Genomic DNA, 26,225 nt, shown 5'->3' on the forward strand with positions numbered 1-26,225 from the left:
GCCTCGTTGTCCGGACTGCGGCGCTTACCTGTCGGCGCGGGCATGACATTATGTCCTTTATTCCCTGTCCTCTTCTTCCAGCACTTCGTTGAGTTCATTCCTGGCGTCCATAATCTCGCCGTGTTCACCGTTCTTCAGCGCCGCCTCAAAAGCGGTGATGTATTTATCCAGCTTCTTCCTGCGGCTGCCCAGCGACTCCTCGTACATTCTCTCCGCCCGAAGCAGCACCAGCCGGTTCTCTTCGTAATCCCGGGGCTGAATCTTCAGATAGGCCAGTTCCTCCATCCGCTTTCTGGCTTCTTCGTCCGTCATCTGGCTGTCCTGACCCCTGATAATCATTTTGCGCTTCTCTCCCGTGGATACCACCGTGACCTCAACTTCCAGAAGCGAGTTAATGTCATATGTATAGGTCACATCCACGGACTCCTGTCCCTTCGGCCCCTTTGGAATGTCAATCTCCAGTTCACCCAGAAAAAGGTTATTCCTGGCAAAACGGCTTTCCCCCTGGAGCACCTTGACACGCACCTTACTCTGATTGTCCCTGGCCGTGAACAGCCTCTCCGTATGCGAGGCCGGAATCACGGTATTCCGCTCGATAATCGGACAGAATCTCCCGTCCTCATACTTGCCTTCGTCGTACTCCACCACTACTTCCGTGCCCAGCGTAAAGGAACACACATCTGTGAGAATTACTTCCTTTACTTCCTCGCGCCTCTCCTTCATAGCCGCCTGTATTGCCGCTCCCAGAACCACCGTTTCGTCCGGATTCATCTTCGTGTCCGGGAACTTTCTGAACAGGCGTATCAGAAAATCACGTACAATGGACAGTCTGGTGGCGCCGCCAATCAGCAGCACCTCATCGATCTCTCCCAGCTTCAGTCCCGCATCCGAGAGACTTTTCTTCACAGGCTCCCGAATCTTCATCAGCAGCTCTTCACAGGCATCCTCATATTCTCTGTAGTAAATCGTCTGCTCCAGCTTTTCTTCTCTGTACAGGAAGCTGATTGTCACCTTGTCTGTCTCATTCAGGGCACATTTTGCTTTCTCCGCCTCCCGGAATAACCTGGCCTGCTCTTTCTCGGACAGATTCTGAAGCTGCTGATCTGCCTTCTGCAGAAAAAGTTTCACCATGACTTCCGTGAAGTCCTCTCCCCCGAGATAATTGTCTCCGGCCACCGCCCGGACTTCCAGAATATTGTGATACAGCTCCAGAATAGATACGTCAAAAGTTCCTCCCCCAAGGTCGAATACCAGGAATCTGGTATCTTTGGTTTTGTCATACAGGCCATAGGCCACAGCCGCGGCAGTGGGCTCGGAAATCATGCGCTCCACCTTCAGACCTGCCAGTTCTCCGGCACGCTTCGTGGCCTTTCTCCTCTTATCATCAAAATATGCCGGCACGCTGATCACAGCCTCTGTCACTTCTTCCCCCAGAAAGCTCTCCGCATCCTCCTTCAGAGAGCGAAGCACCATGCTGGACAGCTCCTCCGGTCTGAAATGTCTGCCGCTCAGAATATAGTCCCGTTCGGTACCCATGCTCCGCTTGAAGGTCTCCGCCACCGTATCGGGATACAGACTCTTCCGCTCTCTTGCGGTCTCTCCCACATATACATTGCCTTCTTCATCCACGCTGACCACAGAGGGCGTCAGATTTTTCCCAAGCCTGTTGGGAATGATTTTCGGTCCCTCTTCCGTAAAATATGCAACTAAACTGTTGGTTGTACCCAAGTCAATTCCTACTATCATTTGATTCCTCATTTCCTGTGCTGCTTTTTCTATGCCGCTTTTCAAAGCCCAAAGCCAATATGCGCTTTTTTCATTGTATCACCTGACTGCCTGCGGTGTCCACGGTAATTTTTGCAAATGCATCTCAGCATATCTTTTTCAACAGCCACACAACTGTCACAGAGCATGCATAAACAGCCACAATGGTAAGCGGCAATGTCAATAAGGGCATATGGACGCTTGAAATGCCACATGCTTTATGGCCAGCATATACTCATCCCAGGGCTGGATTTCCAGATTCCTTTGCAGCACTTTCCCGGCCTCTTCCCGCTGTCCCTTTCGCAGCAGCCAGAGAATCCGCGCGCCTTCCATCTCCTTGCACAGAGGACAGGTGCAGAAATGACAGATTTCCGCGCTGTTCTCTCTGTTCAGGATTTCCTCCAGCGCAGCATCGGATTCCGTATAATACCCGGCCAGAAATTCTATCTGCAGATGCCCCTTTTCGCGGTTATAATATGTGCTCTTGCCGTCCCGCTTCTCCTTTTCCAGCCACTGGCAAAGCTTCTGCGCATACTTTTTCCCCTTTTCGTGGTTGCCGCAGAGGATACAGGCAAATACGGTATCACAGATTCTTCCCTCCATGGAATCCGTCTCCATCCCCCTTTGAAACATTTTTTCAAACGCTTTCACAGCGGCAGCTCCTTCACCGAACAAAAGCTCCGTCCAACCTTTGCTGTTATAATATGTCAGATAAGAATTCGTTTCCTTCTTCCTCCTGCCGCCCGAAGAAAATACAGCCTTCACAGCTCTGTCCACAAAATCGGCACGCAGTTCCTTTCTCCACTGTCTCAGAAGCCTGCGGGCTTTCTCTTCCTCTCCGGAGACCTGATACAGTCCCACAAGCTTTTCATAGAGAGTCCATTTTTCCTTCTGATAAAAGCGCTCATAGACTGCAGCAGCCTCCCCGATGCGTCCTGTGCGCAGATGATACTCCGCCAGATTGTCTCCAAATTGCCGGCCTTTGATTTCTCCCGCCAGACTCTCATATTGCCTGTAAGCCTTCAGCGCACTCTCATAATCGCCCAGCAGCGAATACAGATTCCCCATATCCGCATAAATCACCGGCGACATTTCCTTATCCATATACAGAATCGCCTTTTTGATGAAAAAAAGAGCCTTCTCGTATTCTCCAAGGTATTTATGTACAAAGCTCAGACCGTTCAGCGCATAGGGGTTGGCAGGATTTATCAGAAGGGCCTTCTCAAAATCCTCCCGCGCCTCCCCGTGACGATGGGCCGCCCTGTGGAAAATCGCTCTCTCCACCAGCATAAAATCATCCGGATAATTGTATAAATATTCCGTCAATACCGGCAGACCTTTCTCATAGAATCCCTTTCTCCCATTTTCCACATATTTCAGAAAATTTTCCCGAAAGAGTTTCAGTTTGCCGTTCAGCTCACTGATTTCCATGGCTCCGTGCTCCATCTGATATGCGTACGCATCCAGAATCACACTTTTCACCCCGTTTTTCTCCGCATCCTCCAGCACTGATTTCAAATCATCCTGCCTGTCCAAATCCAGAAATACCTTCGCCAAATATTCGTAGGATTTCGGAAAACTGGGAAAATAGCGAATGCACTGGCTGGCGGATTTGATGACGCCGCCTGCATTCAGCTGCCTTCTGTATGCCTCCAGGGAAGAGGCGAACGCAGCGAACACCTGGTACTCATCCGCCAGCTGCTGAGAGAGCTCCAGACTCTTCTCATATTCCTCCAGCTCCATATAAATCTGAGCCTTCTCCAGCAGTACTCCCACATCCTTTGCACCGCCTGTGAGAATGCTGTCGCCTTCTTCCAGCGCCAGCAGAAAATTCTCCCTGTCCCGGAATCCCAGATTATGATAACACTGCATTCGGATTAAATGCGACTGCCGCAGTCTGTCCCTGTCCTTTTTATCCGCGGCTTCGTCGAATTCAGTTCTCTTTTCTATCTTCTCCTTCAGCAGAATTTCCCATTTCCGGGTCATTTCAATGGATTTCTCATACTCCGCCTGCTCCACATAAAGCTTTGCCAGCAGTCCGCTATACTCTGCTTCCTTCTTCGGCGGCAGCAATTTTTCCAGTTTCATGGCCAGCAGAATCCCTCCGGTGATCTTCCCGTCCTGCAGATAACACCAGCACAGCTCCAGAGCCGATTCCCATCCGGCCGTCTCCCGGTATCGTTCCTCCAGCTCCCTCTCCAGCTCCCTGTTCACTTTCCGGAGAATTTCCAGAAACCCATCGTCACTGCCTGCGGCAAGTACCTTTTCCGCACATTTTTTTGCCTCTCTGTATTTCTGTTTCTCATAATACCATTCTGTCAGGCGGACGTTGGCCATATAGTGAGAGGCATTCGCAGATTTCAGTTCCTGATAGCATTCCGCAGCCCGGTCTCTGTACGCTGCCCTTTCTTCTCCGCTGACTTCGCCTGAGGCCTGCCAGAACAGTTCGGCAAAGTTATAGCAGATCATGGCGTCCTTCGGGTACCTGGCCCTCTGCTCTTCCATAAGCGCTGTCGCTTCCGCCCTCTTCCCCTTCCGCAACAGGACATTGGCACGGCTGATCTCCATCACCGGATGCCGGATATTCAGCCTGTCCGCACACTGCACACAGTTTTCCGCCTCTTCCAGATTCTCGTCCCGAAGCGCCTGCCAGCAGCGGTCATAGTACTCCAGGAACAAATCATATTCTGCGTCATCCGCCCCTTCAAACTGATCAAATTCCAGATCTTCTCCCCGTTCACACCGGCCCACAATATAGTAGACGAAATTGGCGGGAAATCTCTCCCGCAGATTCCGGGCGTCTCTCACAATGGAAAGCTTCCGGTCAAAAAGCTTCCAGACCGCGGTAGGCAGCTTAAAATGCTCCGTCAGATAACGCAGCAGCTTCATGCGGCAGTTTTCCTCCTCCTCCAGAGACAGGAACAAATCGTCGTCAAACAGCGCCTTCCATGCCTCCGCATCCCGTCTGGTCCGGATATTGCCGTAAATTGCCGCCGCTCTCTCCAGCCACAGACCGGAAGGGGTCGTATCCCGGGGCATCTCCTCCTCGTCCTCATCCTCCTCGGCAGCATACCTGCAGGCTTCCTCGTACGCACTGCGCAGTCGCTTAAATCCTTCGGGATCATCCTCCGGATTGGTCACTGTAAGTCTGTCCCTGTATGCGTTCTTAATGACCTTCCCATCCTTTGTGCTTTCTATCCCCAATACCAGAAACGCTTCCGTCCGGTTCATGTCAGCTCCCCCTTCTTATTTGATTTCCGCCGGGCCATAATAGCCAAAAGGGGCAGAAGAATCCTTCCGCCCCCATGTTCCCACACTTTCGCAATACAGCCCTTAAAAGCTAAATTTATCTGCAAAATACGCAGCCAGCTTCCCGATTTCCACTCTCTCCTGCTCCATGGAATCCCGGAAACGAACCGTTACGCAGCCATCTGTCTCAGAATCAAAATCATAAGTGACACAGAAAGGCGTCCCGATTTCGTCCTGACGGCGATATCTTTTCCCTATGTTTCCTCTGTCGTCATATTCACAATTGTATTTCCTGGAAAGCTCCGCGTATATTTTCTCCGCGCCCTCCCCCAGCTTTTTCGAAAGGGGAAGCACACCGATTTTCACAGGCGCCAGAGCAGGGTGGAAGCGAAGCACGGTCCGCATATCCCCGCCTTCCAGCTCCTCCTCGTCGTAAGCCGCACACAGGAAGGCCAGCACTACACGGTCGGCCCCCAGAGAAGGTTCAATGACATAAGGTATGTATTTCTCCTTCTTCTCGTCGTCAAAGTAACTCATATCCTCTCCGGAAGTATTGGCGTGCTGTGTCAGGTCATAATCCGTCCTGTCGGCAATTCCCCAGAGTTCCCCCCAGCCAAAGGGGAATAAGAATTCTATATCCGTGGTGCCCTTGCTGTAGAAGCAAAGCTCCTCCGGGCTGTGGTCGCGAAGCCGCATCTCCTCCTCCCTGATTCCCAGAGAGAGCAGCCAGTCACGGCAGAAGCCTCTCCAATACTGGAACCATTCCAAATCTGTGCCCGGCTCACAGAAGAATTCCAGCTCCATCTGCTCAAATTCACGGGTCCGGAACGTAAAGTTCCCTGGGGTAATCTCGTTACGGAAGGACTTACCTATCTGCCCGATGCCGAAAGGAATCTTCTTCCGGGAAGTTCTCTGTACATTTTTAAAATTCACAAAAATTCCCTGGGCAGTCTCAGGCCGCAGATACACAACACTCTTTGCATCTTCCGTAACCCCCTGGAAAGTCTTGAACATCAGGTTAAACTGACGGATATCCGTAAAATTGTGCTTTCCGCAGCCGGGGCAGGGAATGTTATGTTCCTCCACAAATTCCTTCATCTGTTCCTGGCTCCATGCATCCACACTCTCGGTGAGCACAATGCCTTTCTCCGCGCAGAAGTCCTCGATCAGCTTATCTGCCCGGAATCGCTCATGACATTCCTTGCAGTCCATGAGAGGATCGGAAAAGCCGCCCAGATGTCCGCTGGCCACCCAGGTCTGCGGATTCATCAGGATGGCACAGTCCACCCCCACATTGTAGGGACTCTCCTGCACAAACTTCTGCCACCACGCCTTCTTTACGTTATTTTTCAGTTCCACACCCAGATTGCCGTAATCCCAGGTATTGGCAAGGCCGCCGTAAATCTCGGACCCGGGATAGATAAACCCTCTCGCCTTTGCCAGTGCCACTATTTTCTCCATTGTCTTTTCCATTTTCAGCCGTCCCTTTCTTCGTTATAAGTTCAGCAGCAGGCGTTTGCACCGTCCGCCGTCTCCATTCTCATTTCAGCAGAATATACAGAAGCCCGTCTTCCCCGGAAGGTTTTATGCTTCCGTCCTCATTCACCGACGCGCCTTCACTGATAGATTCCACCCTGCCCGGACAGTAAATATCCGCTTTCATATCGGTGATCAGCACCTTTTTATCCGCATCCCACGCAGCCTGAGGCGAACCGTCCTTCACGCTTTTCATGGCCGCATTCCCGGTGTCAAAACCGTTTATCCCGGCCTGCTGCACAGTGCCGAAGAAAAATGTCTCCCCCATATAATCAGAACAGCTCTCCCAGCCGTCAAAGCGATAGGCCACCACCACGCTGCCGCCGGCCAGAGCTTCCACCTTTTCAACGGTCACCGCCGCTTCCTTTCCTTTTTCCGCATTATAATCCGCCGCTTCCTGCTCTGCCATGGCAGCCAGCTCCGCCACATTATAATACGTTTCCCCGAATTCTCCTGTCTGCCATACCGTAACTTCTCCTTCTCCGCCCACAGATACGGCAGGTTTATCCACCACATCCGGCACCTTCGCTCCTCCGCATCCGGTCAGGAGTACCATACACAGACAAATGCTCACCGCAAACTTTCCAATTTTTTTCATAATCTGTACCAACTCTCTGAAATTCTTTAGTCATTGTATCAGAAAGATTTCCTTTTTTCAACACAGAGTTTGCAGAACTTCGAGACTTTTGAATTTATGTCCCACAAATCGCTTCATGTAACAGGCCGCCACCGTTTCCAGCTGCTCCAGAACAGTCTCTGTCACAGTGAAGGTATACAGCTTCTCCACAGGACTCACCGCTATGTACCGCAGTGCGTAAATCGTAGACGCTTCCGGCTCCATGTCACCCGGGAACAGGGAAGCGTCTGCGGAAAAATCCGCTGGAAATTCTCCGTTCACCGCCATTGCCCTGCATTCAAACACACAGCGGACCAGGGGGTTCGGGAGAGAGGCCGCTCCCAGCGCCCGAAGCGACTGGTACAGGAGCTTCAGCATCTCCCGCTCATCGTTGTTCTCCCTGGTGAGATAATCTGCTACTTCCGCAAAATAAATGCCGTAATATGCGCCAATATAATCCGTCCGAAGCTCTTCAAAATAATTCTGAATGTCCGCCTCGGCAAGTGTGTAAGCGTTCTTTCCCTCGTAAAGCTTAAAGCATCCGAAGGAGAAGGGATTGGTCGCTGCCGTCAGACGGCTGCCGGAGCGTCTGGCCCCCCGGGCAAAGGCCGTCAGCTTTCCCCTCTCCTTAGTCAGCAGGCTGATATGCCTGTCGTACTCCCCCACCGGGGTCTGCTTCAAAATGATGCCCGTCACCAATATATATTCCTGCATGGCCGCCTTCTCCCGCAATCCCTGCCATATCCGTCTCCTGTCTGTTGCTGGACACAAAAGACAGGTAGTCTTCTATTCTGCCGCTGTTTTCAAATTGCTTCCAGTATCTCTCTTCCATTTTGCATCCTCCGTATATAAAAAGATATCTTTAGAGTCTGCATTTTCAGCTTTTATATTCGCTTTCAGGTACTGGAAATATCTTTCGGGTTATAGCCGAAATTTTTCAGGAGAAAATCACTGTCACGCCAGTCCTTCTTCACCTTCACAAAAAGCTTCAGGTTAATTCTGGTCTCCATCATATCCTCAATTTCCCGTCTGGCCGCGGAGCCGATTCTTTTCAGCATCTGTCCGCCTTTGCCGATGATGATTCCCTTGTGCGTCTCTCTCTCACAGGTTATGACAGCTTCAATGTGACAGATACTGCCGCATTCCTTCATACTTTCTATACTCACGGCAATCCCGTGCGGAACCTCCTCTTCCAGCAGACGAAGCGCTTTCTCCCTGATCAGCTCCGCCACAATCTGCCGCATGGGCTGGTCAGTAACCGTATCTTCATCGTAAAGAGCGGGACCATAGGGCAGATACCGCAAAATGCATCCCAGCAGTTCGTCCACATTGTTCCCCTTCAGCGCCGATACCGGCACAATCTCCGCGAAGTCAAGCTCCTTCCGGTAGCTGTCGATAAAGGAAAATACTTCCTCCCGGTTCACAGTATCCGTCTTGTTGATTACGAGGATGACCGGAATTTTCACTTTTCGCAGCACTTCGATAATATGACGGTCTCCCGCACCGATATAGTTGGAAGGCTCCACCAGCCACAGGATTACGTCCACCCCTTCCAGAGTGTGCTCCGCCACATTGACCATATAATCGCCCAGCTTGTTTTTCGCTCTGTGGATTCCCGGCGTATCCAGAAATACAATCTGCCCCTCCTCCAGAGTCAGTATAGTGCGGATTCTGTTCCGCGTGGTCTGGGGCTTGTCGGAGGTAATGGCTATCTTCTGTCCGATCAGCCGGTTCATCAAAGTGGATTTCCCCACATTCGGCCTGCCCACCAGAGTGACAAAGCCCGATTTATATGACTTGTTCTCCATGCTTTCTCTTTTCCGCGGTTCGATTGCCCCGCTCTGTTTTATTCTTCCCTTTTTTCCGGCCCGTCATTTTTCTCATCCGGCGCAGGCTGCGGCTGCTTCTCCTGCCAGACAGGTGCCGGACGCTGAAGCTGCTCTTCCAGCTTCTGACGTTTCTTTCTGCGATGCCTCCGCAGAAGCACCACAGGCACCGCTATCCCGGCTCCCCAGATAATCAGATAGGGAATGCTCACCAGAAGCCAGACGGCAAAGTCCGTCGCGCCCTTCTGAATCTTTCCCACATTCTGCAGAAAGCCTTCCGAAATCCGTTCCCGGACTGTAGGTTCCGCTTCCGGCGTCAGGTCTTTCACCTCGGAAATATTCATATGTATCGTACTGTAATCCACCAGATTGTCAATGGTGCGCAGTTTCGATTCCATGCTTTCCAGCTGATAGCGTACTTCCGACAGACGCTCTTCCAGCGTGATGATCTCCTCCACATTCTCCGCCCTGTCCAGGAATTCCAGCAGTCTGTTCTGCTCCGTGCGGAGTGTGTTCCTGCGGCTTTCCATATCCACATAGGACAATGTCACATCATCTGTGCTTTCGCTGCATCTGACTATATTTCCCGCATCGGACACCTTCTCCAGAAAGCTGTCCGTCTTATCAGAGGGAATCCGCACTGTCATATCGGTGCTCCGCATACGCCGGCTGTCGGAAAAGCTGCTGCCGTTAAAGGTATCCATACTCTCCACATAACCGCCCAGCTCCCGAACCCGGGTCTCCAGAACCCTGACCAACTCCTCGAACTCTCTGGTCTCCACCTCCAGGCTGACTTCCCGGATAATCTTGCGGGCATCCCGTATTCCCACATCCTCCGTCTGCAGCAGGTCCGCCGCGTCCCCGCTTATGCTCTCCTGATAAGCTCCGCCCTCCGCATCATAAGCCCCGTTTTCGGAGAACATATCCTCAGCCATCCCCGTCGCTGTCACGTTTCCGTCAGAAGCCCCGCACCCCGTACATAACAGAGCCGCCAGCACAAATGCAGAAAATCCCCTCCAGTTCCCGTTCTTCCTCATAACCTTCCCTTTTCCTTTCCCGGCCAGTAAGCCGATACAATCTCCCTAAAACCGCGGCCGATTCTGTCCGCATATTTTTATAAAAGAATCCGCCTCTGACCTATAGAACGAAAAATGCTAGAAAAGGTTCTCAATTTTCATAAACTTATCCGCTTCCGCCTTTATTTTCTGCTCGCTTCCCACAACACAGAGACAGTCCTCCTCCATAAAGGCCCTGATATACTCTGCCAGTCCCCGGATGTCTTCCGGCTGTGCGGCGATAATTTCATCTCTTTCCCGCTGAATCATATCCAGAGTAATGCCCCTCATATAGGCTTCTCTGGAACGTCTGCCTTTGGCTGCGGCCGTCAGAGGTATATCCAGCTGGCTGAAAGTACCGATGATATACTGTGTCATGGTCCGTTCGTCGGCATCATACCGGGCGATAAAGTCTGCCGCATTCTCATACACATGGATGGTCTGTCCCAGATTGGGATCCCGGTAAGACACAAAATAGCAGTCTCCCATCCTTCCAAATCCGCACATACAGCCGTAAGCACCGCCTTTTACACGGATGTTCGTCCACAGATATTCATACCCCATCATCACGCTCAGCACTTTCAGCGTCCCTTTATAGGGAAGCCCTTTCTTCCGGAAATTCCCCGCACGACAGACATACTGTACCTGCCCGGAAGTCATGAATCCTTCGTTTTTCCTGGAAATTCCCGGCACATAGCTTTCCTGCTTCACTTCACAGGTGTACAGCTTATCCTTAAGCGCAGCCACGGAAGCCTCCAGATTCTCAAAAGCCTGTTCATCCCCGGTGAAGTCCACCATCAGATTCTCCGGGCGGAAAATCATTCTGCACAGGGTCTCAAGCCGTTCTGTCAGAGACTCTTTTTTCTGCTCAAACGCTTTCTCCAGACCGGAGGTAAGGCGATACTGTGCCACCCCCGTCAGCTCGTCGCTCACGGCATATTTCACATCGCCGTAAGACAGCGCCCTGGTCAGGGCCACACTGTGTCCCGCTTCCAGCATATATTCCTGATATCTGGAATTACCCTCCGCCAGAATTTCCTTCAGTCGCTTTGTATCTGTAAAGTCGCTGGTGAGAATCAGTTCCTCCATAAGCTCCATTGCCCTTTCCAGATTGGCATACAAAGCCTTTGTTCCCACTTCCAGCGTTATGGTATATTGTTCCGGCTTCTGCACGTTGGCATAACTGTTGCAGGAAACCACAATCTCTCCGGTGGCCAGATTGATTTCGTTGCACAATTCCGCATAGGAATAATGGGCAGTGTCCACACGGCTGAATACATTCTGCAGAATACCGATATAGGGGAAATAATCTCCGGGAATGTCCTGCACTTTGAACATCAGCCGCAGATAACCGATTCCATTGGTAAACACATTGTGATACAGCGCCGGAACGCCGGCCAGCGTTCTCTCCTGGTTAATCAGAGGCTCCGCCTTCTTTTTCATGTCCTCTCTGGTAAGCAGCGGAATCTTCGCCAGATCCTCCGGCGCATCCCCAGTCTCACGGAAAGCATCCAGTGCGTCCATCATGCTGTGCACATCTGCAATCTCCTCCTGAGACATCCGGCTCTTAATCTCTGCAAGCCTGTCTGCAAGGGCCTTCTCCTGCGCTTTCGCCAGCCCTTCCTTCGGCTGCAGGATCACCATGGCAGCATGAGGATTGTTCAGCAGCCAGCGGTCTATCAGCTTCTCAAAATAACCCTCCTCCACCTTTGCCCTCAGCTTCGCATAAGTCTCATTTGCCTCGATATGAATAAAGGGTTTCCCATCGTCATACATCCAGCTTCCCATCACCTGCAGGCCGTACATCAGTCCCTTCGGATAACTGCCGAAGTCCGCTTCTCTGTACTTGAATTCGTAATGGTTAATGGCCGCCAGCAGCGCCTTTCTGTCAAATCCTTTCCGGACAATCTCTCCCAGCACTTCCCTGATCGTATCCAGGAATTCCTGTTCCCTGCTCACAGCAGTCCCCTTTGCCACCACACTGAAATAGGGCTGCTTCAGATCGTTATCATAAATGCTGTACACATCTCTGCCGATTCCCTTCTCAATCAGGGCCTTCTTCAGCGGAGCCCCGGGCACAGTGCAGAGTGCAAAGTCAAGAATCTTAAACGCCACATACAGCTCTCTGTCCAGAGTGTCTCCCACGGACAGACTCCAGGCCAGATACGTATTCTCCTCCGCACTTTCCCCCTCTCCCACAGGAAATTCCCGCACTCTCCGGACAGGTACGGCAAAAGGTGCTTCTGAAGCCACCACAGAATCCACTTCCAGCGCATCGAATGCGGAAAGATAATGTTCGTCGATAAAGGCAAGCTTCTCCGCCATGTCCATATTGCCGTACAGATAAATGTAGCTGTTGGACGGATGATAATAGGTTCTGTGGAAATCCAGAAACTGCTCGTAGGACAGTTCCGGAATAGTATCCGGGGCACCGCCGGATTCATAACCATATGTGGTGTGAGGATACAGAGCTGTGCTGATCTCCCTGTACAGCACATTGTCGGGAGAGGAAAACGCACCTTTCATCTCATTGTAAACCACGCCGTTGTATGTCAGTTCTCCTGCTTCATCCAGCTCATAATGCCACCCTTCCTGCCGGAAAATGGCTTCATTCCCATAAATATTCGGATAAAAAACCGCATCCAGATAGACGTGCATCAGATTCTGGAAGTCCTGGTCATTGCAGCTGGCCACAGGATACACAGTGTGATCCGGATAGGTCATGGCATTCAAAAAGGTGTTCAGCGAGCCTTTGGCCAGCTCGATGAACGGGTCCTTAATGGGGAACTCCCTGGAACCGCAGAGAACGGAATGCTCCAGGATATGGGCCACGCCGGTGGAATCTCTGGGCGTAGTCCGAAAGCCGATGTAGAACACCTTGTTGTCATCGTCATTGGAGACAAGCGCCACTTTCGCTCCGGTTTTCTTATGCCTGCACAGATAAGTCATACTGTTGATATCCTTAATCTCTCTCTTCTCGATGACCTCATAGGCTGTTAATTCTTCCACTCTCATTTTATTTCTGTTCTCCCTTCCTTACATTTTCGGTGTACTGTATGTCTGTCAGTTCCTTCCTGTCAGCCAGGGAATCTCCCGTCTCTTCCGTCCGGGGAGTCCCCTGTATTCCTCTCATGTGAGAGTAGCCAGAGCCAGCTTGCTGACACGCAGTTCCTGTATCACATATCCCTGCTTCTCTTTCTCCGCCGGCGGCACATTTACCAGCTGTTCCACGGTAAGCATTCTGGTCACATAGCGCTTCTTCCCCGGACCGTTCTGCTTCCTTCCGAATAAAAATTTCTTCTCCTCTATGACATTTACTTTGACTTTCGCCTTCATCTGCCTGTATATTTTTACCAGGAAGCTTTCGGGAGCCAGGTAATACAAATGTGTCTCCAGCGTATCCTCCGGGCTCGCTTCCGGCAGAATATAGTGCTGCATAATCAGCCTGAATTTGAACAGGATGTCCTCCTGTTCCAGAAGTTCCCCGAATGTATACTTACATCCCACATAGATGTTGCCTGTGTCCTGCATACTGTATTTATAATCTTCATATACCGTCTTCTGCATACTCAATATCCTCTATTTTGTATCCGCTCATCCGCATGGCATCCTGAATGGCCTTCATGGAAAGCCCTGTCTCCCGCATCAATTCTTCCGGTGTCACCTTCCTGTGATACTCTCCGGCAAGCTTTCTGGCCTTGTCTGCCACCCGGTTTACCCTGTCCGCAATGCGCTGATCCCTTTTCTCATTTTCCGCATGATCCCGAATAAAATCCTCCATGGCATCCATGATAAGCCGCACCAGCTTTTTCTGGGCCCCGGCGGCATCCGGAGCCCCTTCCAGCGAACTCACAGCCATGGACAACGCCACATTTCCCTCTCCGATCAGGTCCTCCAGCGGTACACCCTGTCCGGTGTAAAGCCTTGCAATATCCGCCACCTCTTTCAGATAACTCTCCGTCAGCCGCTGTCCCGCCTGCCTGTCTCCTGCCATTGCAGAAAGAATGCAGGCCTCCCTCTCTCCATCGCTGCAGACGGGAATCCCTGCTATCTCATCCAGGTAATCCTGCAGATAATTCCTCTCTTCCTCTGTCAGAAACGCATCCGAATCCGGCGGCTCGCCGATTCCCACCCCATGCTTACTCAGATAGTCGTATACCATCTGCAGCTGGGCATCGCTTAAATCCAGAGCGGCGAATTCTTCCCGTACCTGTTCCTCACTGACGCAGTTCCCCTGTTCCCTGGCAAGCCGGCGTACCTTCTCCAGACTCTGTACAAATACTCTCTCATCGGATATCATTTTCTTCCCTTCCCCCGTCTCCCTGTATTGTAACCCGTTCCATACCCATATGCCCGACAGACTACTTCACATGTGTATGCGTAAACAGGTGCTGCTGGCAGTACTCATAATTCCCGTTACATTTGGAACAGAAACGGAATTCCAGAGTCGGATCATCATCCTCCGTCTGGCCGCAGACAGCACATTTATGCTTCGTCACCCTGGAGTTGCGCCTGATGTCCTGTCGGAATTCCACTCTGCGCTTCATCTGCCTCGGCGTCATATGAATATGACTTCTTGAGGTGACAAAGAAAATCAGGAAATTCAGCAGAGAAGAGACAATGGCAATCCTGATTACAAGATTTCCGGAAAACAGGAAATCATACGCCAGTACCAGACCGTATAAAATTCCCAGCCATTTCACTTTCACCGGGACCAGGAACATCAGCAGCACCTGCACATCCGGAAAGGTGGCCGCAAAGGCAAGGAATATGGACATGTTAATATAATATGTGCTGAAAAACAGAGAAGCCATAAAGGAACCATTATAAAGGCCGATGCCTCTGCTTCCCATGAGATACTGAATTCCCAGCCAGACAAAGCTGCCAAGTACGGTGAACAGCATGCCCGACAGCAGATAGACATTATATCGGTAGGTTCCCCAGGTATGCTCCAGGCTGGTTCCAATGTTATAATAGAACAGAAGCATAATAATCGTAAAGGGGTCCAGGGAAGACGGCGGTATAATCACCCAGGTGAAAAGTCTCCAGACCTGCCCGTGCAGTATGGCATAGGGATTCAAGGTGAGATACATGAGAAAATCGGCATTAATCAAGTCAATCACATAACCCACCACATAGCAGAGAATCAATATCAGCGATATATTCTGAATCGCATATTTGCCAAATCTTTTTTCGAAATTACTCATTTTGTTCAGTCCTCCATCTGTTTTGTCCCGCATATATTTTATCATTCCCGTTTCCATAAGTAAACCAGACTTTTCCTTATTTTATATAAAAATCAGTTTTTTTATAAACTTTTCACAGCTTTTACTATTTGCATTTTGCTTTCCTGTGTACTATAATGTCTTAAGTTGTCATGAATTGTTTTAAACCTTTGGAAAGGATGATCTGAATGGACTTCACAAGCAAAACTGCAGTTTCTGACGATGCCAGTCTCGGCGATGCCGGTCTGTGCAATGCCAGTCTTGGAGATGCCAGCCTTGGCATTGATATCGGCTCCACCACAGTCAAAATTGCAATTCTGGACGAAGAACATAATATACTGTTTTGTGACTATCAGCGGCACTATGCCAATATCCGGGAGACACTTGCACAGCTTTTGGAGAAGGCATACCATCAGTTGGGAAATCTCACCCTGCATCCCATGATTACGGGGTCAGGAGGTCTGACTCTGGCCAACTGTCTGAAGGTCCCTTTTATACAGGAAGTCATATCCGTGGCCTCCGCCCTGCAGGAGATGGCCCCCAAAACCGATGTGGCCATCGAGCTGGGCGGCGAAGATGCCAAAATTATTTATTTCGAAGGCGGTAATGTAGAACAGCGGATGAACGGTATCTGTGCCGGCGGCACAGGTTCCTTCATTGACCAGATGGCCGCTCTGATTCAGACAGATGCCTCCGGACTGAACGAATATGCCAGAAATTATCAGTCCCTGTACACCATCGCGGCCCGGTGCGGCGTTTTCGCCAAAACGGATATTCAGCCGCTCATCAATGAAGGTGCCACCAAAGAGGACCTTGCCGCCTCCATCTTTCAGGCTGTGGTCAATCAGACCATTTCCGGGTTGGCCTGCGGCAAGCCTATCCGTGGGCATGTGGCCTTTCTGGGGGGGCCTCTGCACTTTTTATCGGAGTTAAAAGCCGCTTTTATCAGAACGCTGAAGCTGGATGACGAGCATGTGATTGATACGGCTAATTCCCATCTTTTCGCCGCCATCGGCTCCGCGCTGAATGCCGCGGCTGACACCTTCTGCACCATGGAAGAGATCCTCCGCAGGCTGTCTTCGGAGATTAAAATGGAATTTGAAGTGGAACGTATGGAACCTTTGTTTGCCGGTGAGGCAGACTATAATGCGTTTAAAGACCGGCACAGTCAAAGCCATGTGAGCACAGCGGAGCTTTCCGCTTATCACGGGAACGCCTTCCTGGGCATTGACGCCGGTTCCACCACCACCAAAATAGCCCTTGTGGGAGAGGACGGTTCCCTTCTGTATTCCTTTTACGCAGGCAATGACGGAAGTCCGTTAAAGACGGCAATCCGCTCCTTAAAGGAAATCTACGAACAGCTGCCGGAGGATGTACATATTGTCCGCTCCTGTTCCACCGGATACGGGGAAGCCCTGATGAAGGCGGCCTTCCTGCTGGACGACGGTGAAGTGGAGACAGTGGCTCATTACCATGCCGCCGCTTTCTTCAATCCGGAAGTGGATTGTATCCTTGATATCGGCGGACAGGATATGAAATGCATCAAAATCAAAGACCACACGGTGGACAGTGTGCTGCTGAATGAAGCCTGTTCCTCCGGATGCGGTTCTTTTATCGAGACATTTGCGAAATCCCTGAACTACAGTGTGAAAGATTTTGCGGATGCGGCCATTTTCGCTCCCCATCCCATTGATCTGGGCACACGCTGCACTGTGTTTATGAACTCAAGGGTAAAGCAGGCCCAGAAGGAAGGCGCCAGCGTCGCGGACATTTCCGCCGGTCTTGCCTACTCCGTCATTAAAAACGCTCTGTTTAAAGTGATCAAGGTATCCGATGCCTCTGAACTGGGAAAAGAAATCGTGGTCCAGGGCGGTACCTTCCATAATGATGCCGTCCTGCGAAGCTTTGAAAAAATCGCCGGCTGTCAGGCAATCCGTCCTGATATCGCCGGTATCATGGGCGCCTTCGGCGCTGCCCTTATCGCCAGAGAGCACTTCAGCAATGGTTATGAGACTACCATGCTCTCCTATGAGAAGCTCTGTGCTCTGAAGTATGAGACCAGTATGGCCAAATGCCGCGGCTGTACCAACAGCTGCAGACTCACCATCAACAGATTCTCCGGCGGACGCCAGTATATCTCCGGCAACCGCTGCGAACGTGGCATCGGCGGGCAGAAAAATGCTCACAATGTCCCCAACCTTTATGAGTATAAGCTGAAGCGTCTCTTCTCCTATTCTTCTCTGGAGGCGGATAAGGCCGCCCGGGGTGTGGTGGGAATTCCGAGAGTCCTGAACATGTATGAGAATTATCCTTTCTGGCATACCTTTTTCACCGGATTGGGATATCGCGTGATACTCTCCCCCATTTCCACACGTCAGATATACGAGCTGGGCATAGAATCCATTCCCAGCGAATCTGAATGCTATCCTGCCAAGCTGGCTCACGGGCATGTGGAGTGGCTGATCAGACAGAATGTGGATTTTGTATTTTATCCCGCTCTTTTTTATGAAAGAGATGAAGTGGAGGGAGCAAGCAACCATTACAATTGTCCCATTGTCACCTCCTACTCTGAGAATATTAAAAACAATATGGAAGCAATCAGCAGCGGAAAGGTAAAGCTGCGCAATCCGTTTATGTCTTTTCAGAATCTGGAGACAGTGACCGATGCCCTGACAGAGGAATTCTGCGAACTGCCTGCTGAAGAAGTCTGTGCAGCTGCCGCCGCAGGCTGGGAGGAACTGGCAAAGGCCCGAAAGGACATACAGCTAAAAGGAGAGGAAATTCTCGCCTGGCTTAAGGAAACAGGAAAGCACGGCATCGTTCTGGCAGGCCGTCCCTACCACATAGACCCGGAAATCAACCACGGCATCCCCGAGCTGATTACCTCCTTTGACATGGCAGTGCTGACGGAAGATTCCATCTCCCACCTGGGCTGCCCGGACAGACCTCTTATTGTATCCGACCAGTGGATGTATCATTCCCGGCTTTATGCCGCCGCAAGCTACGTGAGGCAACAGGAAAATCTGGATTTAATCCAGCTCAATTCCTTTGGCTGCGGCCTGGACGCAGTTACCACCGACCAGGTGAATGACATTTTATCCGGTTCCGGGAAAATCTATACCTGCCTGAAAATCGATGAGGTAAACAATCTGGGGGCCGCCAGAATCCGAATCCGCTCTCTGCTGTCCGCCATCCGTGTGCGGGAAAAGGCACAAAAGCATCCCGTCTGCTGTTCCACAGCCGCGGAGAAAGTTCCTTTCACAGAGGAAATGCGGGAAAATTATACCATCATCTGCCCGCAGATGTCGCCTGTTCATTTTGAAATCATAGAGCCGGCATTCCGCTCCTGCGGATATAATTTCGTAATATTAGGCAATGACAACCGGCACTCCGTGGACGTGGGACTGAAATATGTCAATAACGATGCCTGCTACCCTTCCCTTCTCGTGGTAGGGCAGCTTATGGAAGCTCTGCTGTCCGGAAAATATGACCTGAACAGAACCGCAATCGCCATGACCCAGACGGGAGGCGGCTGCCGCGCCACCAATTATGTGGGATTTATCCGCCGCGCACTGAAAAAGGCCGGTATGGAGCAGATCCCCGTTATCTCTCTGAATCTGGCCGGACTCGAAAGTAACCCGGGGTTCCATCTGAGCGCCTCCCTGTTGGTCCGGGTAGCCATGGCTGCGGAATTCGGCGATATTTTCATGCGCTGTATCTATCGGATGCGTCCTTACGAAGCCGCACCGGGCAGCGTGAATGCCGTACACAGGAAATGGGTGAGCGAAGTTCAGAAGTTTGTCTCCGCGAAACATATCAGCCTGCGGAAGTTCCGGAGACTGTGCAGAGAGATTATCCGGGATTTTGACCGGATTCCGACACTGGATGTGAAGAAGCCCCGGGTGGGTATCGTGGGAGAAATCCTGGTGAAATTCTCTCCCGCAGGGAACAATCATCTGGTAGAATTGCTGGAGGCGGAAGGTGCAGAGGCCGTGGTACCCGATCTGATGGATTTCATGCTGTACTGTTTTTATAATCAGCTCTACAAGGCAGATAAGCTGGGCATGAGCAAAAAAACGGCCCGCATCTCCTCTCTGGGAATCTGGGCCATTGAACACATTCTCCGGGGAACCATGACAAAAGAATTTAAGAAATCTGTGCACTTTACCCCGCCCATCCCCATCAGAGAAATCGCATCCTATGCGGAACCCATTGTCTCCATCGGCAATCAGACCGGGGAGGGATGGTTCCTGACCGGAGAAATGGTGGAACTAATTCGGGAAGGGGTACCGAATATCGTCTGCGCACAGCCCTTCGGATGCCTGCCCAACCATGTGGTGGGAAAAGGTGTCATCAAGGCTCTGCGGAAAGCCTATCCTGTATCCAACATTGTGGCTATCGATTATGATCCCGGCGCCAGCGAGGTAAATCAGCTGAACCGCATCAAACTGATGCTGTCCACCGCACAGAAAAATCTGATAAAATAACATATTACTTCAGTTCCAAAGTCTTCTCATAAGCGGCAATCACCGCGTTCATAACAGCTCCCCGGAAACCTGCCTCCTCCAGCTTCCGCACTCCCTGAATGGTGGCTCCTCCGGGAGAACAGACAGCATCCTTCAGCGCGCCGGGATGCTGTCCGGTTTCCAGCGCCAGCCTGGCAGCTCCCGTCATCATCTGAGCGGCAAATTTCAGCGCCTGTGCCCGGGACAGCCCACAGGCCACGCCGCCGTCCGCCATGGCCTCCAGAAACATATCCGCAAAAGCAGGTCCACAGCCCGCCACGGCAGACCCGGCATCTATTCCCGACTCCGCAATGTCAGAAAACTGCCCCGCCTCCGCACAGGCATCCAGGAAGAAATTCCTGCTCTCTTCCGTCACATTCCCGCTGCAGGTGTAAAGCACCATCCCTTCTCCAACAGCAACAGGAGTATTGGGCATAATCCGGATGACGGGATACGCCTTTCCTCCTGCCATCTCCCGGATTCTGTCAATAGTCAGACCCGCGGCCATAGTCACCAGCACAAATGGGGTTCGCCGCTGTGCCAGTGCAGGGTTGATTTCCTTCAGCATCCCCTCCATCATCTGAGGCTTCACCCCCAGGAAGAGGTAGTCCGCCTGACATGCTGCGTCACAGTTCGACACCACAGACGCCCCCAGTTCCTCCGCCAGCAGACAGGCTTTCTCCGGAGAACGGTTGGCCAGAAGAATCTGACTGCCCTCCATCCTTCGTCTGACTGCCCTTGCCAGGGCACCACCCATATTGCCGGTACCGATAAACCCAAAAATCAAATTATTCTTCTCCATTGATACACCTCTTACGCGCTTTGTCGTACATAGCAATCCGCATATTCTCTGTCTGCAGATTCCCCCGTCGCCTTCTATCTCACATGACCCTGGCCGTAAATCACATACTTGCTGCTGGTCAGTTCTTCCAGTCCCATAGGGCCTCTGGCATGCATCTTCTGGGTGGAGATACCGATTTCCGCACCCAGTCCAAATTCTCCGCCGTCCGTAAACCTTGTGGATGCATTGACATATACGGCCGCGGCGTCCACCGCGTCCAGAAACCGCTGCGCCTTGAAATAATTCCCGGTGACAATGCTCTCCGAGTGTCCGGTTCCGTGGGCATTGATAAATGCAATGGCCTCCTCCAGATTCTCCACTGTGCGTACCGCCAGAATATAATCGTCATATTCCGTATCCCAGTCGCTCTCCGAGGCGGGCACCGCCCGATCTCCCAGTATCTTCCGTGCCCTTTCATCCGCCCGCAGTTCCACCTTTTTCTGTTCCAGCGCAGGCAGCGCTTCTTTCCAGAAAGCCTCCGCCACATCCTCCTGTACCAGGACACATTCCACCGCATTGCAAACCGATGGCCTGGAACATTTTGCATTATAGAGAATCTCTGCCGCCATGCCCGGATCTGCTTCGTTGTCCACATAGATATGGCAGATTCCCTCACCGGTGCGGATGACCGGAACACTGGCCTCCCTGGCCACAGTCCGTATCAGATCCGCCCCGCCCCTGGGGATCAGTACATCCACATAACCATCCAGATGCATCAGTTCGTTTGCCGTCTCACGGCTGGTGTCCTGAACCAGCGAAATGCAGCCTTCCGGCAGCCCCGCAGAAACCAGTGCCTCCCGCATCAGTGACGTGACACAGCGGTTGGAATGAATGGCCTCCTTTCCGCCCCGCAGAATGCAGACATTGCCGGACTTCAGGCACAGCGCCGCCGCGTCAACAGTCACATTGGGCCTCGCTTCGTAAATAATGGCAATCACCCCCAGCGGCACTCTTCTGCGTCCGATGATCAGACCATTGGGACGGGTCTCCATTTTATCCACACGGCCGATGGGATCGGGCAGAGCAATAATCTGCCGCACTCCCTCCACAATTCCTTCTATCCGTTCCGGTGTCAATGTCAGCCTGTCCAGCAGTGCAGGCCGCATTCCGTCGGCCTGTGCGGCCTCAACATCCCGCCTGTTGGCATCCAGCCATTCCTGCTGCCTCTCTCTCAATATCCCGGCAATCGCCTCCAATGCGGCATTCTTTCCCGCAGTTCCTGCTGTGGCCAGCGTATGGGAAGCTTCCCTTGCCGCCTGTCCCTGCTGTTGTAATATAGTCATAGATTGCTTTCCTCCCGTCCCTGTTCTCATATAACTGACATGGCTGCATTTCCGGACACCGCCGTTTACTTTCCTTCTGCGGATGCCAGGAAACGAGTTCCGATAGCCCTTTCTTCCACGATTCCATATAGATCTTCCATTCTGGCTCCGTTTGCAATCACCATGTCGCATCCCGCCGCCATGGCAATTCCGGCTGCTGACAACTTGGTCGCCATCCCGCCGGTTCCCCGCCAGGTGCCCGCACCACCTGCCATCTCAAAGATCTCCGGTGTCAGTTCCTCCACGCGATGAAGCAGCTTTGCCCCGGGATTTTCTTTCGGGTCAGAATCATACAATCCGTCAATATCGCTGAGCAGCACCAGCAGATCCGCCCCACACAACTTTGCCACAATGGCGGAAAGGGTATCATTGTCGCCCAGAACCTTGTGATTCCCGGTCTCAATCTCGGCGGAGGAAACGGAATCATTCTCGTTTACCACCGGAATGACCCCCATCTCCAAAAGGGCGGAAAAAGTTCTCCGCAGATGTTCTTCTCTGACAGGAATCTCCACATCGTCTCCCGTCAGCAGAATCTGTGCCGCGGACTGATTGTACTCCGCAAAAAACTGGTCGAAAATGTGCATCATTCTGCACTGCCCCACGGCCGCTGCCGCCTGCTTCATCCGCAGTTCTTTCGGCCGTTCCTCCAGTCCCAGCCTGGATGTGCCCACTGCAATGGCACCGGAGAACACAAGTATCACCTCATGCCCGGCTCCTTTCAGATCCGCCAGAATTCTGGCCAGCTGTTCCATCCGCCGCAGATTCGGTGCGCCGGACTCATGGGTCAGAGTGGAGGTTCCTACCTTCACCACTATACGTTTTTTATCTTTCAAGGCCTGCCTCCCTGGTTGTAAAATATAAGCTGCCTGCTCTGAACTTTCCGGTAAAACGAGAGCAGGACAGTCAATAAACATTCCCAGTATAACACAGTTTATTTTCTTTTTAAACCTCTCTTTTTATTTTAAATATCTCTTGTCATTCCTTTCATTCTGTGCTATAATTTATTTCGTTGTGAAAGTCTTCCCATTGCTTTTTTGCAGTGGAGATGCCGGCGTGTCGGAATGGCAGACGAGGCAGACTCAAAATCTGTTGTGGGCAACCACGTGCGGGTTCAAGTCCCGCTGCCGGCATTGTTTTTGGTGGCTGAAAACGTTGATTTATCAAGGTTTTCAGCCATTTTCATTTTGTTAGCATTTTGATTACCTTGATTACCTTTTATACTCTCATTTATTTTTTTGACCACTTCACGCTTATATTCCATTCCTGTGATGTCATATGTGTAATTCTGCTGATTTACCTCTTCTGTATGACCAAGTAATGATGCAGCAACAGTTGACGAAACCCCTTCACACCTCATTCTACTGTTAAAAGTTCTTCTGATTGCATGTACACCTTTTACAGTTATCCCCGTTTGAATACATTTATTGCGCATACAATCTGAAATTGTTCTTCCATGGATTCTTCCCTCAGAATTAGAAAATACAAAATCGTCATAACATCCTGACTTTTCCTGTAAACGGATTATTTTGCGAAATAGAATTATCATTTCATCAGAAATTGGAAATTGTCTGGATTTATAGGTTTTTGTACCTGAAATAAAATAATCTCCATTAATGCGATCATATTTTTCTGATCTACATATTATCATAATTCTATTGTCTAACTGGATATCACTCCATTTCAAACCAGCCAACTCTCCTGTTCTCATTCCAGTATATATTGCAAGTTCTACTGCATACGAAGGAAGATATTCTGGTTTTTCAAGATGATCCGTGGTTAATTGCTTCATTATTATAGATATCTCATCATTACTTAACACACGTTCATCAATAGGACGTTTGTTCCTGTTATAGAATTTTACAAATGACTTAGTATCTACATACTGACATGGATTATCTACAATTTTCTTATTAATCTTTGCACTGTGGAATACACCAGAAATATATCCCCATAAGGCTTTACCGGCTTTTTCCTTCAAATCAAGTTCTTTAATCCTACTAATAATAAAAATTGTAATATCCTCTTCTGTCATATTCCTTATGTCCATTTTTTCAAAATATGATCCTTTGAAAAATCTTTGGTAATCAGAATTGTATTTCGAAACTGTATTAGAAGATACACCATATGCTATTTGTTTTCTCTTCCATGTTTCAAAATTTGTATCAAATCTATTTTCTACAATATCCTGTTCCCGTTTTAACTTATTTTGTTCTTTTACTTCGTCAGAATAATATTCTATTACCAGATTTTTTATAGCCTCTTCTGAGGCTCGTTTTTTCAACACCCTCCTATTTTTTTCATCAGGTAGATAAGTATACCATTTGCCATCCTTACCCTTCCAGATTGCATACTGATGTTTTTTTAACAATTCCTTTCTCTTATTCATTTCAATTTGTTCTTGCACGTATGATAAATCAATCATACCATTTGCAACAGCATATTTCAACAAACTTTCATCCATCTACTAATTTAAAGGAACCAGGATATCCTTTTGTGCGCACAGCTCCAGCTCCTTCCCTCTTTAATTTATGATGTATTTTTTATTTTCCAGTACTTCCAATACCTCCGTTTCGTTTTGCATCAATTTTATTGTTGTCTGCAGAACCATATTCTACAAAAACAGCCTGTACGAATGCTTCACCTGTTTTAACTTCTAATTCTTTGTCTCCGTAATTTCTTATGCATATAAAAATATGTCCTTCATTATCAGCATTTATGTAATCCGCATCTATTACTGGAATTGTGTTAGCGATAGCCATATGCTTCTTAATTCCAAGACTACTCCTTGGGAATAATAGCATTACATAATTAATATTCATTTGGCATCTTATACCTGTTGGAATCATCATTGAATCACCAGGCTTTATCCTTATATCACATGGAGTGAAAAAATCGTGTCCGGCACTATATTTTGTTTTACGAATTGGAAGTTTTATATTTTTATATATTTCTGTGATTATATGATCTGATCTGTTACCAAATGTGTCAATCCAGTCGCCTAGAAACTGTTTTAGACTTACTTTCTCAAACTGCGCTACTTTCTTCAAACTTTTCTTCCTCTTTTCGTTTCCTTTTGTTTTCGCATGGAATACACTGGCCATAATGGTATTCTTTGTTCTTTAAATTGCATTTTACCTTTATTCTGGCTTTGTTACTTTCATCAATTATTCCATAAGTACATTGTTCACATTCAGATGTTAAAATCATATTCATTCAGTTTACCTTTGTAGCTTTCAATTTATTTAACACTTTTAATATTTCTTTTTCTATCTGAGGTATAATTCTATTTTTACCAAATTCCTTATAATAATATGGAGAGTACAATATGTTATTTGAATCGCACACGTTAAACCATATTCGTTTTGTATCTTCATCAATTCCTAACTTACAAAAGATCAAAGGTATTCCATTATATTTATAAACGGGGAATTTATAAACATACTCTTCTAACTCATGATCAAATTTGAATCCAACTTTTTTCATTTGGTTTATATTAATATCAAGTTTATATTGGTTTTCTGCTAGTCTGTCCATAAAACTATTTCTCCTTTTTGCAATGATTGCTTAATATTAATAAGCCTTTGGTTTTTACTGCCTCTGTATGGAAGAGTTATGTCACGCTGTGAATCTATGTATCTTCCGTCTACTAAGACATCACAGTTTAATAAAATATTCTTTCGCTTCCATATATAGTAATCATATAAAATGTCACTATTATGTGCTGTTATAACATTATTAAATGATGTTTCGTATTCCATAATAGATTCCCATGTATACCCCGTGAGCATACTTCTTTAGTGAGCTATCTTTTATACATACCACTCTCCGTTTCGTTTTTTCCAAATTCTTTGATTACTGCTTCCACGAAATGATAGTGTTATGTCTCTTTTTTCAATTTCAAATTGCCCATCTATTAAAACATTACATAGATTCAATAACTCCCTCATCTCGTAGTTTTCTATTATTTGTTCCATTAAAAATCCTGTATAACACCAAATATTATTATTGGGAATATGAATTTTTAATATAAATTCTTTTATTTCTACTGCCGAATACATCGGATCTCCACCACTAAGAACCAATGCAGACAAAAATGGTCTTTTATCAATTTCAGAATTAATCACATTAATTAATTCATTAGATATTTCTTTTCCATAATTAAAATCCCATGTGTCTTTAGAGTGGCATCCATTGCAAAAATGTTTACACCCGCTGAAGAAAATGGTACAAGCCACTCCTTCAGCGTCAGCAGTAGACTCATAATTAATCCCTGCTACATGCAACAT

22 protein-coding genes and 1 tRNA gene are annotated in these 26,225 nt (G+C 49.3%); 2 read left to right on the plus strand and 21 right to left on the minus strand.

Annotated features, from left to right (window positions below):
• Positions 1-57: 57 nt before the first annotated feature.
• From NSB25_RS20810 to NSB25_RS20865, 12 genes are all read right to left on the minus strand, one after another.
• Entirely contained in the window at positions 58-1,746 is a 1,689-nt protein-coding gene (locus tag NSB25_RS20810) for an Hsp70 family protein (protein WP_103241479.1), read from the minus strand.
• A 198-nt stretch (positions 1,747-1,944) separates the two neighbouring features.
• Positions 1,945-4,995 (minus strand): tetratricopeptide repeat protein, encoded by a 3,051-nt coding sequence (locus tag NSB25_RS20815; protein WP_103241478.1) that lies wholly within the window; start codon positions 4,993-4,995, stop codon positions 1,945-1,947.
• A gap of 102 nt (positions 4,996-5,097) precedes the next feature.
• A complete protein-coding gene (locus NSB25_RS20820; protein ID WP_103241477.1) occupies positions 5,098-6,486 on the minus strand; it encodes a glycine--tRNA ligase in 1,389 nt (462 codons plus the stop codon).
• 67 nt (positions 6,487-6,553) lie between these two features.
• The gene (locus NSB25_RS20825; protein ID WP_146040145.1) at positions 6,554-7,147 is read right to left on the minus strand and encodes a hypothetical protein; all 594 of its coding nucleotides are present in this window, start codon (positions 7,145-7,147) and stop codon (positions 6,554-6,556) included.
• 57 nt (positions 7,148-7,204) lie between these two features.
• A complete protein-coding gene (recO, locus tag NSB25_RS20830; protein ID WP_103241496.1) occupies positions 7,205-7,879 on the minus strand; it encodes a DNA repair protein RecO in 675 nt (224 codons plus the stop codon).
• Positions 7,794-7,997 (minus strand): C40 family peptidase, encoded by a 204-nt coding sequence (locus NSB25_RS20835; RefSeq protein ID WP_146040144.1) that lies wholly within the window; start codon positions 7,995-7,997, stop codon positions 7,794-7,796. Before NSB25_RS20835 ends, recO begins: the two co-directional genes overlap by 86 nt.
• Before the next feature lie 64 nt (positions 7,998-8,061).
• On the minus strand, positions 8,062-8,973 hold the full coding sequence (gene era / locus NSB25_RS20840; protein ID WP_103241475.1) for a GTPase Era: 912 nt from the start codon (positions 8,971-8,973) through the stop codon (positions 8,062-8,064).
• 38 nt (positions 8,974-9,011) lie between these two features.
• Positions 9,012-10,028, minus strand: coding sequence for a DUF4349 domain-containing protein (locus NSB25_RS20845; protein WP_103241474.1), 1,017 nt, complete (start codon positions 10,026-10,028; stop codon positions 9,012-9,014).
• 117 nt (positions 10,029-10,145) lie between these two features.
• Positions 10,146-13,061 carry an insulinase family protein gene (locus NSB25_RS20850; protein WP_103241473.1) on the minus strand — a complete coding sequence of 972 codons (2,916 nt, stop codon included), beginning with the start codon at positions 13,059-13,061 and terminating at the stop codon, positions 10,146-10,148.
• Between the two features lie 114 nt (positions 13,062-13,175).
• A complete protein-coding gene (locus tag NSB25_RS20855) occupies positions 13,176-13,613 on the minus strand; it encodes a hypothetical protein (RefSeq protein WP_103241472.1) in 438 nt (145 codons plus the stop codon).
• Positions 13,594-14,346: a hypothetical protein gene (locus NSB25_RS20860; RefSeq protein WP_242982564.1), complete on the minus strand. Its 753-nt coding sequence runs from the start codon at positions 14,344-14,346 to the stop codon at positions 13,594-13,596. Before NSB25_RS20860 ends, NSB25_RS20855 begins: the two co-directional genes overlap by 20 nt.
• Before the next feature lie 61 nt (positions 14,347-14,407).
• On the minus strand, positions 14,408-15,262 hold the full coding sequence (locus NSB25_RS20865; protein WP_103241494.1) for a hypothetical protein: 855 nt from the start codon (positions 15,260-15,262) through the stop codon (positions 14,408-14,410).
• Positions 15,263-15,459: 197 nt separating this feature from the next.
• On the opposite strand from NSB25_RS20865, the gene NSB25_RS20870 reads away from it, so the two are divergent.
• Positions 15,460-19,758: a 2-hydroxyacyl-CoA dehydratase gene (locus tag NSB25_RS20870; RefSeq protein ID WP_103241471.1), complete on the plus strand. Its 4,299-nt coding sequence runs from the start codon at positions 15,460-15,462 to the stop codon at positions 19,756-19,758.
• 4 nt (positions 19,759-19,762) lie between these two features.
• Here the strand turns inward: NSB25_RS20870 and proC are convergent, their stop codons facing one another.
• The 3 genes from proC to proB all read right to left on the minus strand — a co-directional run bounded on the left by proC (position 19,763) and on the right by proB (position 22,772).
• Positions 19,763-20,578: a pyrroline-5-carboxylate reductase gene (proC, locus tag NSB25_RS20875; protein WP_103241470.1), complete on the minus strand. Its 816-nt coding sequence runs from the start codon at positions 20,576-20,578 to the stop codon at positions 19,763-19,765.
• Between the two features lie 74 nt (positions 20,579-20,652).
• The gene (locus NSB25_RS20880; RefSeq protein WP_103241469.1) at positions 20,653-21,900 is read right to left on the minus strand and encodes a glutamate-5-semialdehyde dehydrogenase; all 1,248 of its coding nucleotides are present in this window, start codon (positions 21,898-21,900) and stop codon (positions 20,653-20,655) included.
• Positions 21,901-21,965: 65 nt separating this feature from the next.
• A complete protein-coding gene (proB, locus tag NSB25_RS20885) occupies positions 21,966-22,772 on the minus strand; it encodes a glutamate 5-kinase (protein ID WP_242982563.1) in 807 nt (268 codons plus the stop codon).
• Positions 22,773-22,986: 214 nt separating this feature from the next.
• On the opposite strand from proB, the gene NSB25_RS20890 reads away from it, so the two are divergent.
• Positions 22,987-23,069, plus strand: a tRNA-Leu gene (locus NSB25_RS20890).
• Here the strand turns inward: NSB25_RS20890 and NSB25_RS20895 are convergent.
• The 6 genes from NSB25_RS20895 to nrdG form a co-directional block, all read right to left on the minus strand.
• A complete protein-coding gene (locus tag NSB25_RS20895) occupies positions 23,051-24,388 on the minus strand; it encodes a tyrosine-type recombinase/integrase (RefSeq protein WP_172455232.1) in 1,338 nt (445 codons plus the stop codon). The two genes, NSB25_RS20890 and NSB25_RS20895, sit on opposite strands and share 19 nt — an antisense overlap.
• 91 nt (positions 24,389-24,479) lie before the next feature.
• Complete coding sequence (locus tag NSB25_RS20900) at positions 24,480-24,986, minus strand: dCTP deaminase/dUTPase family protein (RefSeq protein WP_103241467.1); 507 nt, start codon at positions 24,984-24,986, stop codon at positions 24,480-24,482.
• A complete protein-coding gene (locus tag NSB25_RS20905; protein WP_103241466.1) occupies positions 24,964-25,152 on the minus strand; it encodes a hypothetical protein in 189 nt (62 codons plus the stop codon). The genes NSB25_RS20900 and NSB25_RS20905 overlap by 23 nt, the downstream gene beginning before the upstream one ends.
• The gene (locus tag NSB25_RS20910) at positions 25,153-25,473 is read right to left on the minus strand and encodes a hypothetical protein (RefSeq protein ID WP_103241465.1); all 321 of its coding nucleotides are present in this window, start codon (positions 25,471-25,473) and stop codon (positions 25,153-25,155) included.
• A complete protein-coding gene (locus NSB25_RS20915) occupies positions 25,461-25,697 on the minus strand; it encodes a 4Fe-4S cluster-binding domain-containing protein (protein WP_242982562.1) in 237 nt (78 codons plus the stop codon). Before NSB25_RS20915 ends, NSB25_RS20910 begins: the two co-directional genes overlap by 13 nt.
• A gap of 51 nt (positions 25,698-25,748) precedes the next feature.
• On the minus strand, positions 25,749-26,225 hold the full coding sequence (gene nrdG, locus NSB25_RS20920) for an anaerobic ribonucleoside-triphosphate reductase activating protein (RefSeq protein WP_103241463.1): 477 nt from the start codon (positions 26,223-26,225) through the stop codon (positions 25,749-25,751).

It is taken from the genome of Acetatifactor muris (assembly GCF_024623325.1).
GTDB classification, from domain to species: Bacteria; Bacillota; Clostridia; order Lachnospirales; family Lachnospiraceae; genus Acetatifactor; species Acetatifactor muris.

Bases quoted from the DNA above. Each gene is read 5' to 3' on its own strand.
- proC (WP_103241470.1), bottom strand. From the start codon at position 20,578: ATGGAGAAGAATAATTTGATTTTTGGGTTTATCGGTACCGGCAATATG.
- NSB25_RS20820 (WP_103241477.1), bottom strand. From the start codon at position 6,486: ATGGAAAAGACAATGGAGAAAATAGTGGCACTGGCAAAGGCGAGAGGG.
- recO (WP_103241496.1), bottom strand. From the start codon at position 7,879: ATGCAGGAATATATATTGGTGACGGGCATCATTTTGAAGCAGACCCCG.
- NSB25_RS20835 (WP_146040144.1), bottom strand. From the start codon at position 7,997: ATGGAAGAGAGATACTGGAAGCAATTTGAAAACAGCGGCAGAATAGAA.
- NSB25_RS20880 (WP_103241469.1), bottom strand. From the start codon at position 21,900: ATGACTATATTACAACAGCAGGGACAGGCGGCAAGGGAAGCTTCCCAT.
- era (WP_103241475.1), bottom strand. From the start codon at position 8,973: ATGGAGAACAAGTCATATAAATCGGGCTTTGTCACTCTGGTGGGCAGG.
- NSB25_RS20825 (WP_146040145.1), bottom strand. From the start codon at position 7,147: ATGAAAAAAATTGGAAAGTTTGCGGTGAGCATTTGTCTGTGTATGGTA.
- NSB25_RS20845 (WP_103241474.1), bottom strand. From the start codon at position 10,028: ATGAGGAAGAACGGGAACTGGAGGGGATTTTCTGCATTTGTGCTGGCG.
- NSB25_RS20910 (WP_103241465.1), bottom strand. From the start codon at position 25,473: ATGGACAGACTAGCAGAAAACCAATATAAACTTGATATTAATATAAAC.
- NSB25_RS20915 (WP_242982562.1), bottom strand. From the start codon at position 25,697: ATGGAATACGAAACATCATTTAATAATGTTATAACAGCACATAATAGT.
- NSB25_RS20810 (WP_103241479.1), bottom strand. From the start codon at position 1,746: ATGATAGTAGGAATTGACTTGGGTACAACCAACAGTTTAGTTGCATAT.
- NSB25_RS20860 (WP_242982564.1), bottom strand. From the start codon at position 14,346: ATGATATCCGATGAGAGAGTATTTGTACAGAGTCTGGAGAAGGTACGC.
- NSB25_RS20850 (WP_103241473.1), bottom strand. From the start codon at position 13,061: ATGAGAGTGGAAGAATTAACAGCCTATGAGGTCATCGAGAAGAGAGAG.
- NSB25_RS20855 (WP_103241472.1), bottom strand. From the start codon at position 13,613: ATGCAGAAGACGGTATATGAAGATTATAAATACAGTATGCAGGACACA.
- NSB25_RS20870 (WP_103241471.1), top strand. From the start codon at position 15,460: ATGGACTTCACAAGCAAAACTGCAGTTTCTGACGATGCCAGTCTCGGC.
- nrdG (WP_103241463.1), bottom strand. From the start codon at position 26,225: ATGTTGCATGTAGCAGGGATTAATTATGAGTCTACTGCTGACGCTGAA.
- NSB25_RS20905 (WP_103241466.1), bottom strand. From the start codon at position 25,152: ATGAATATGATTTTAACATCTGAATGTGAACAATGTACTTATGGAATA.
- NSB25_RS20815 (WP_103241478.1), bottom strand. From the start codon at position 4,995: ATGAACCGGACGGAAGCGTTTCTGGTATTGGGGATAGAAAGCACAAAG.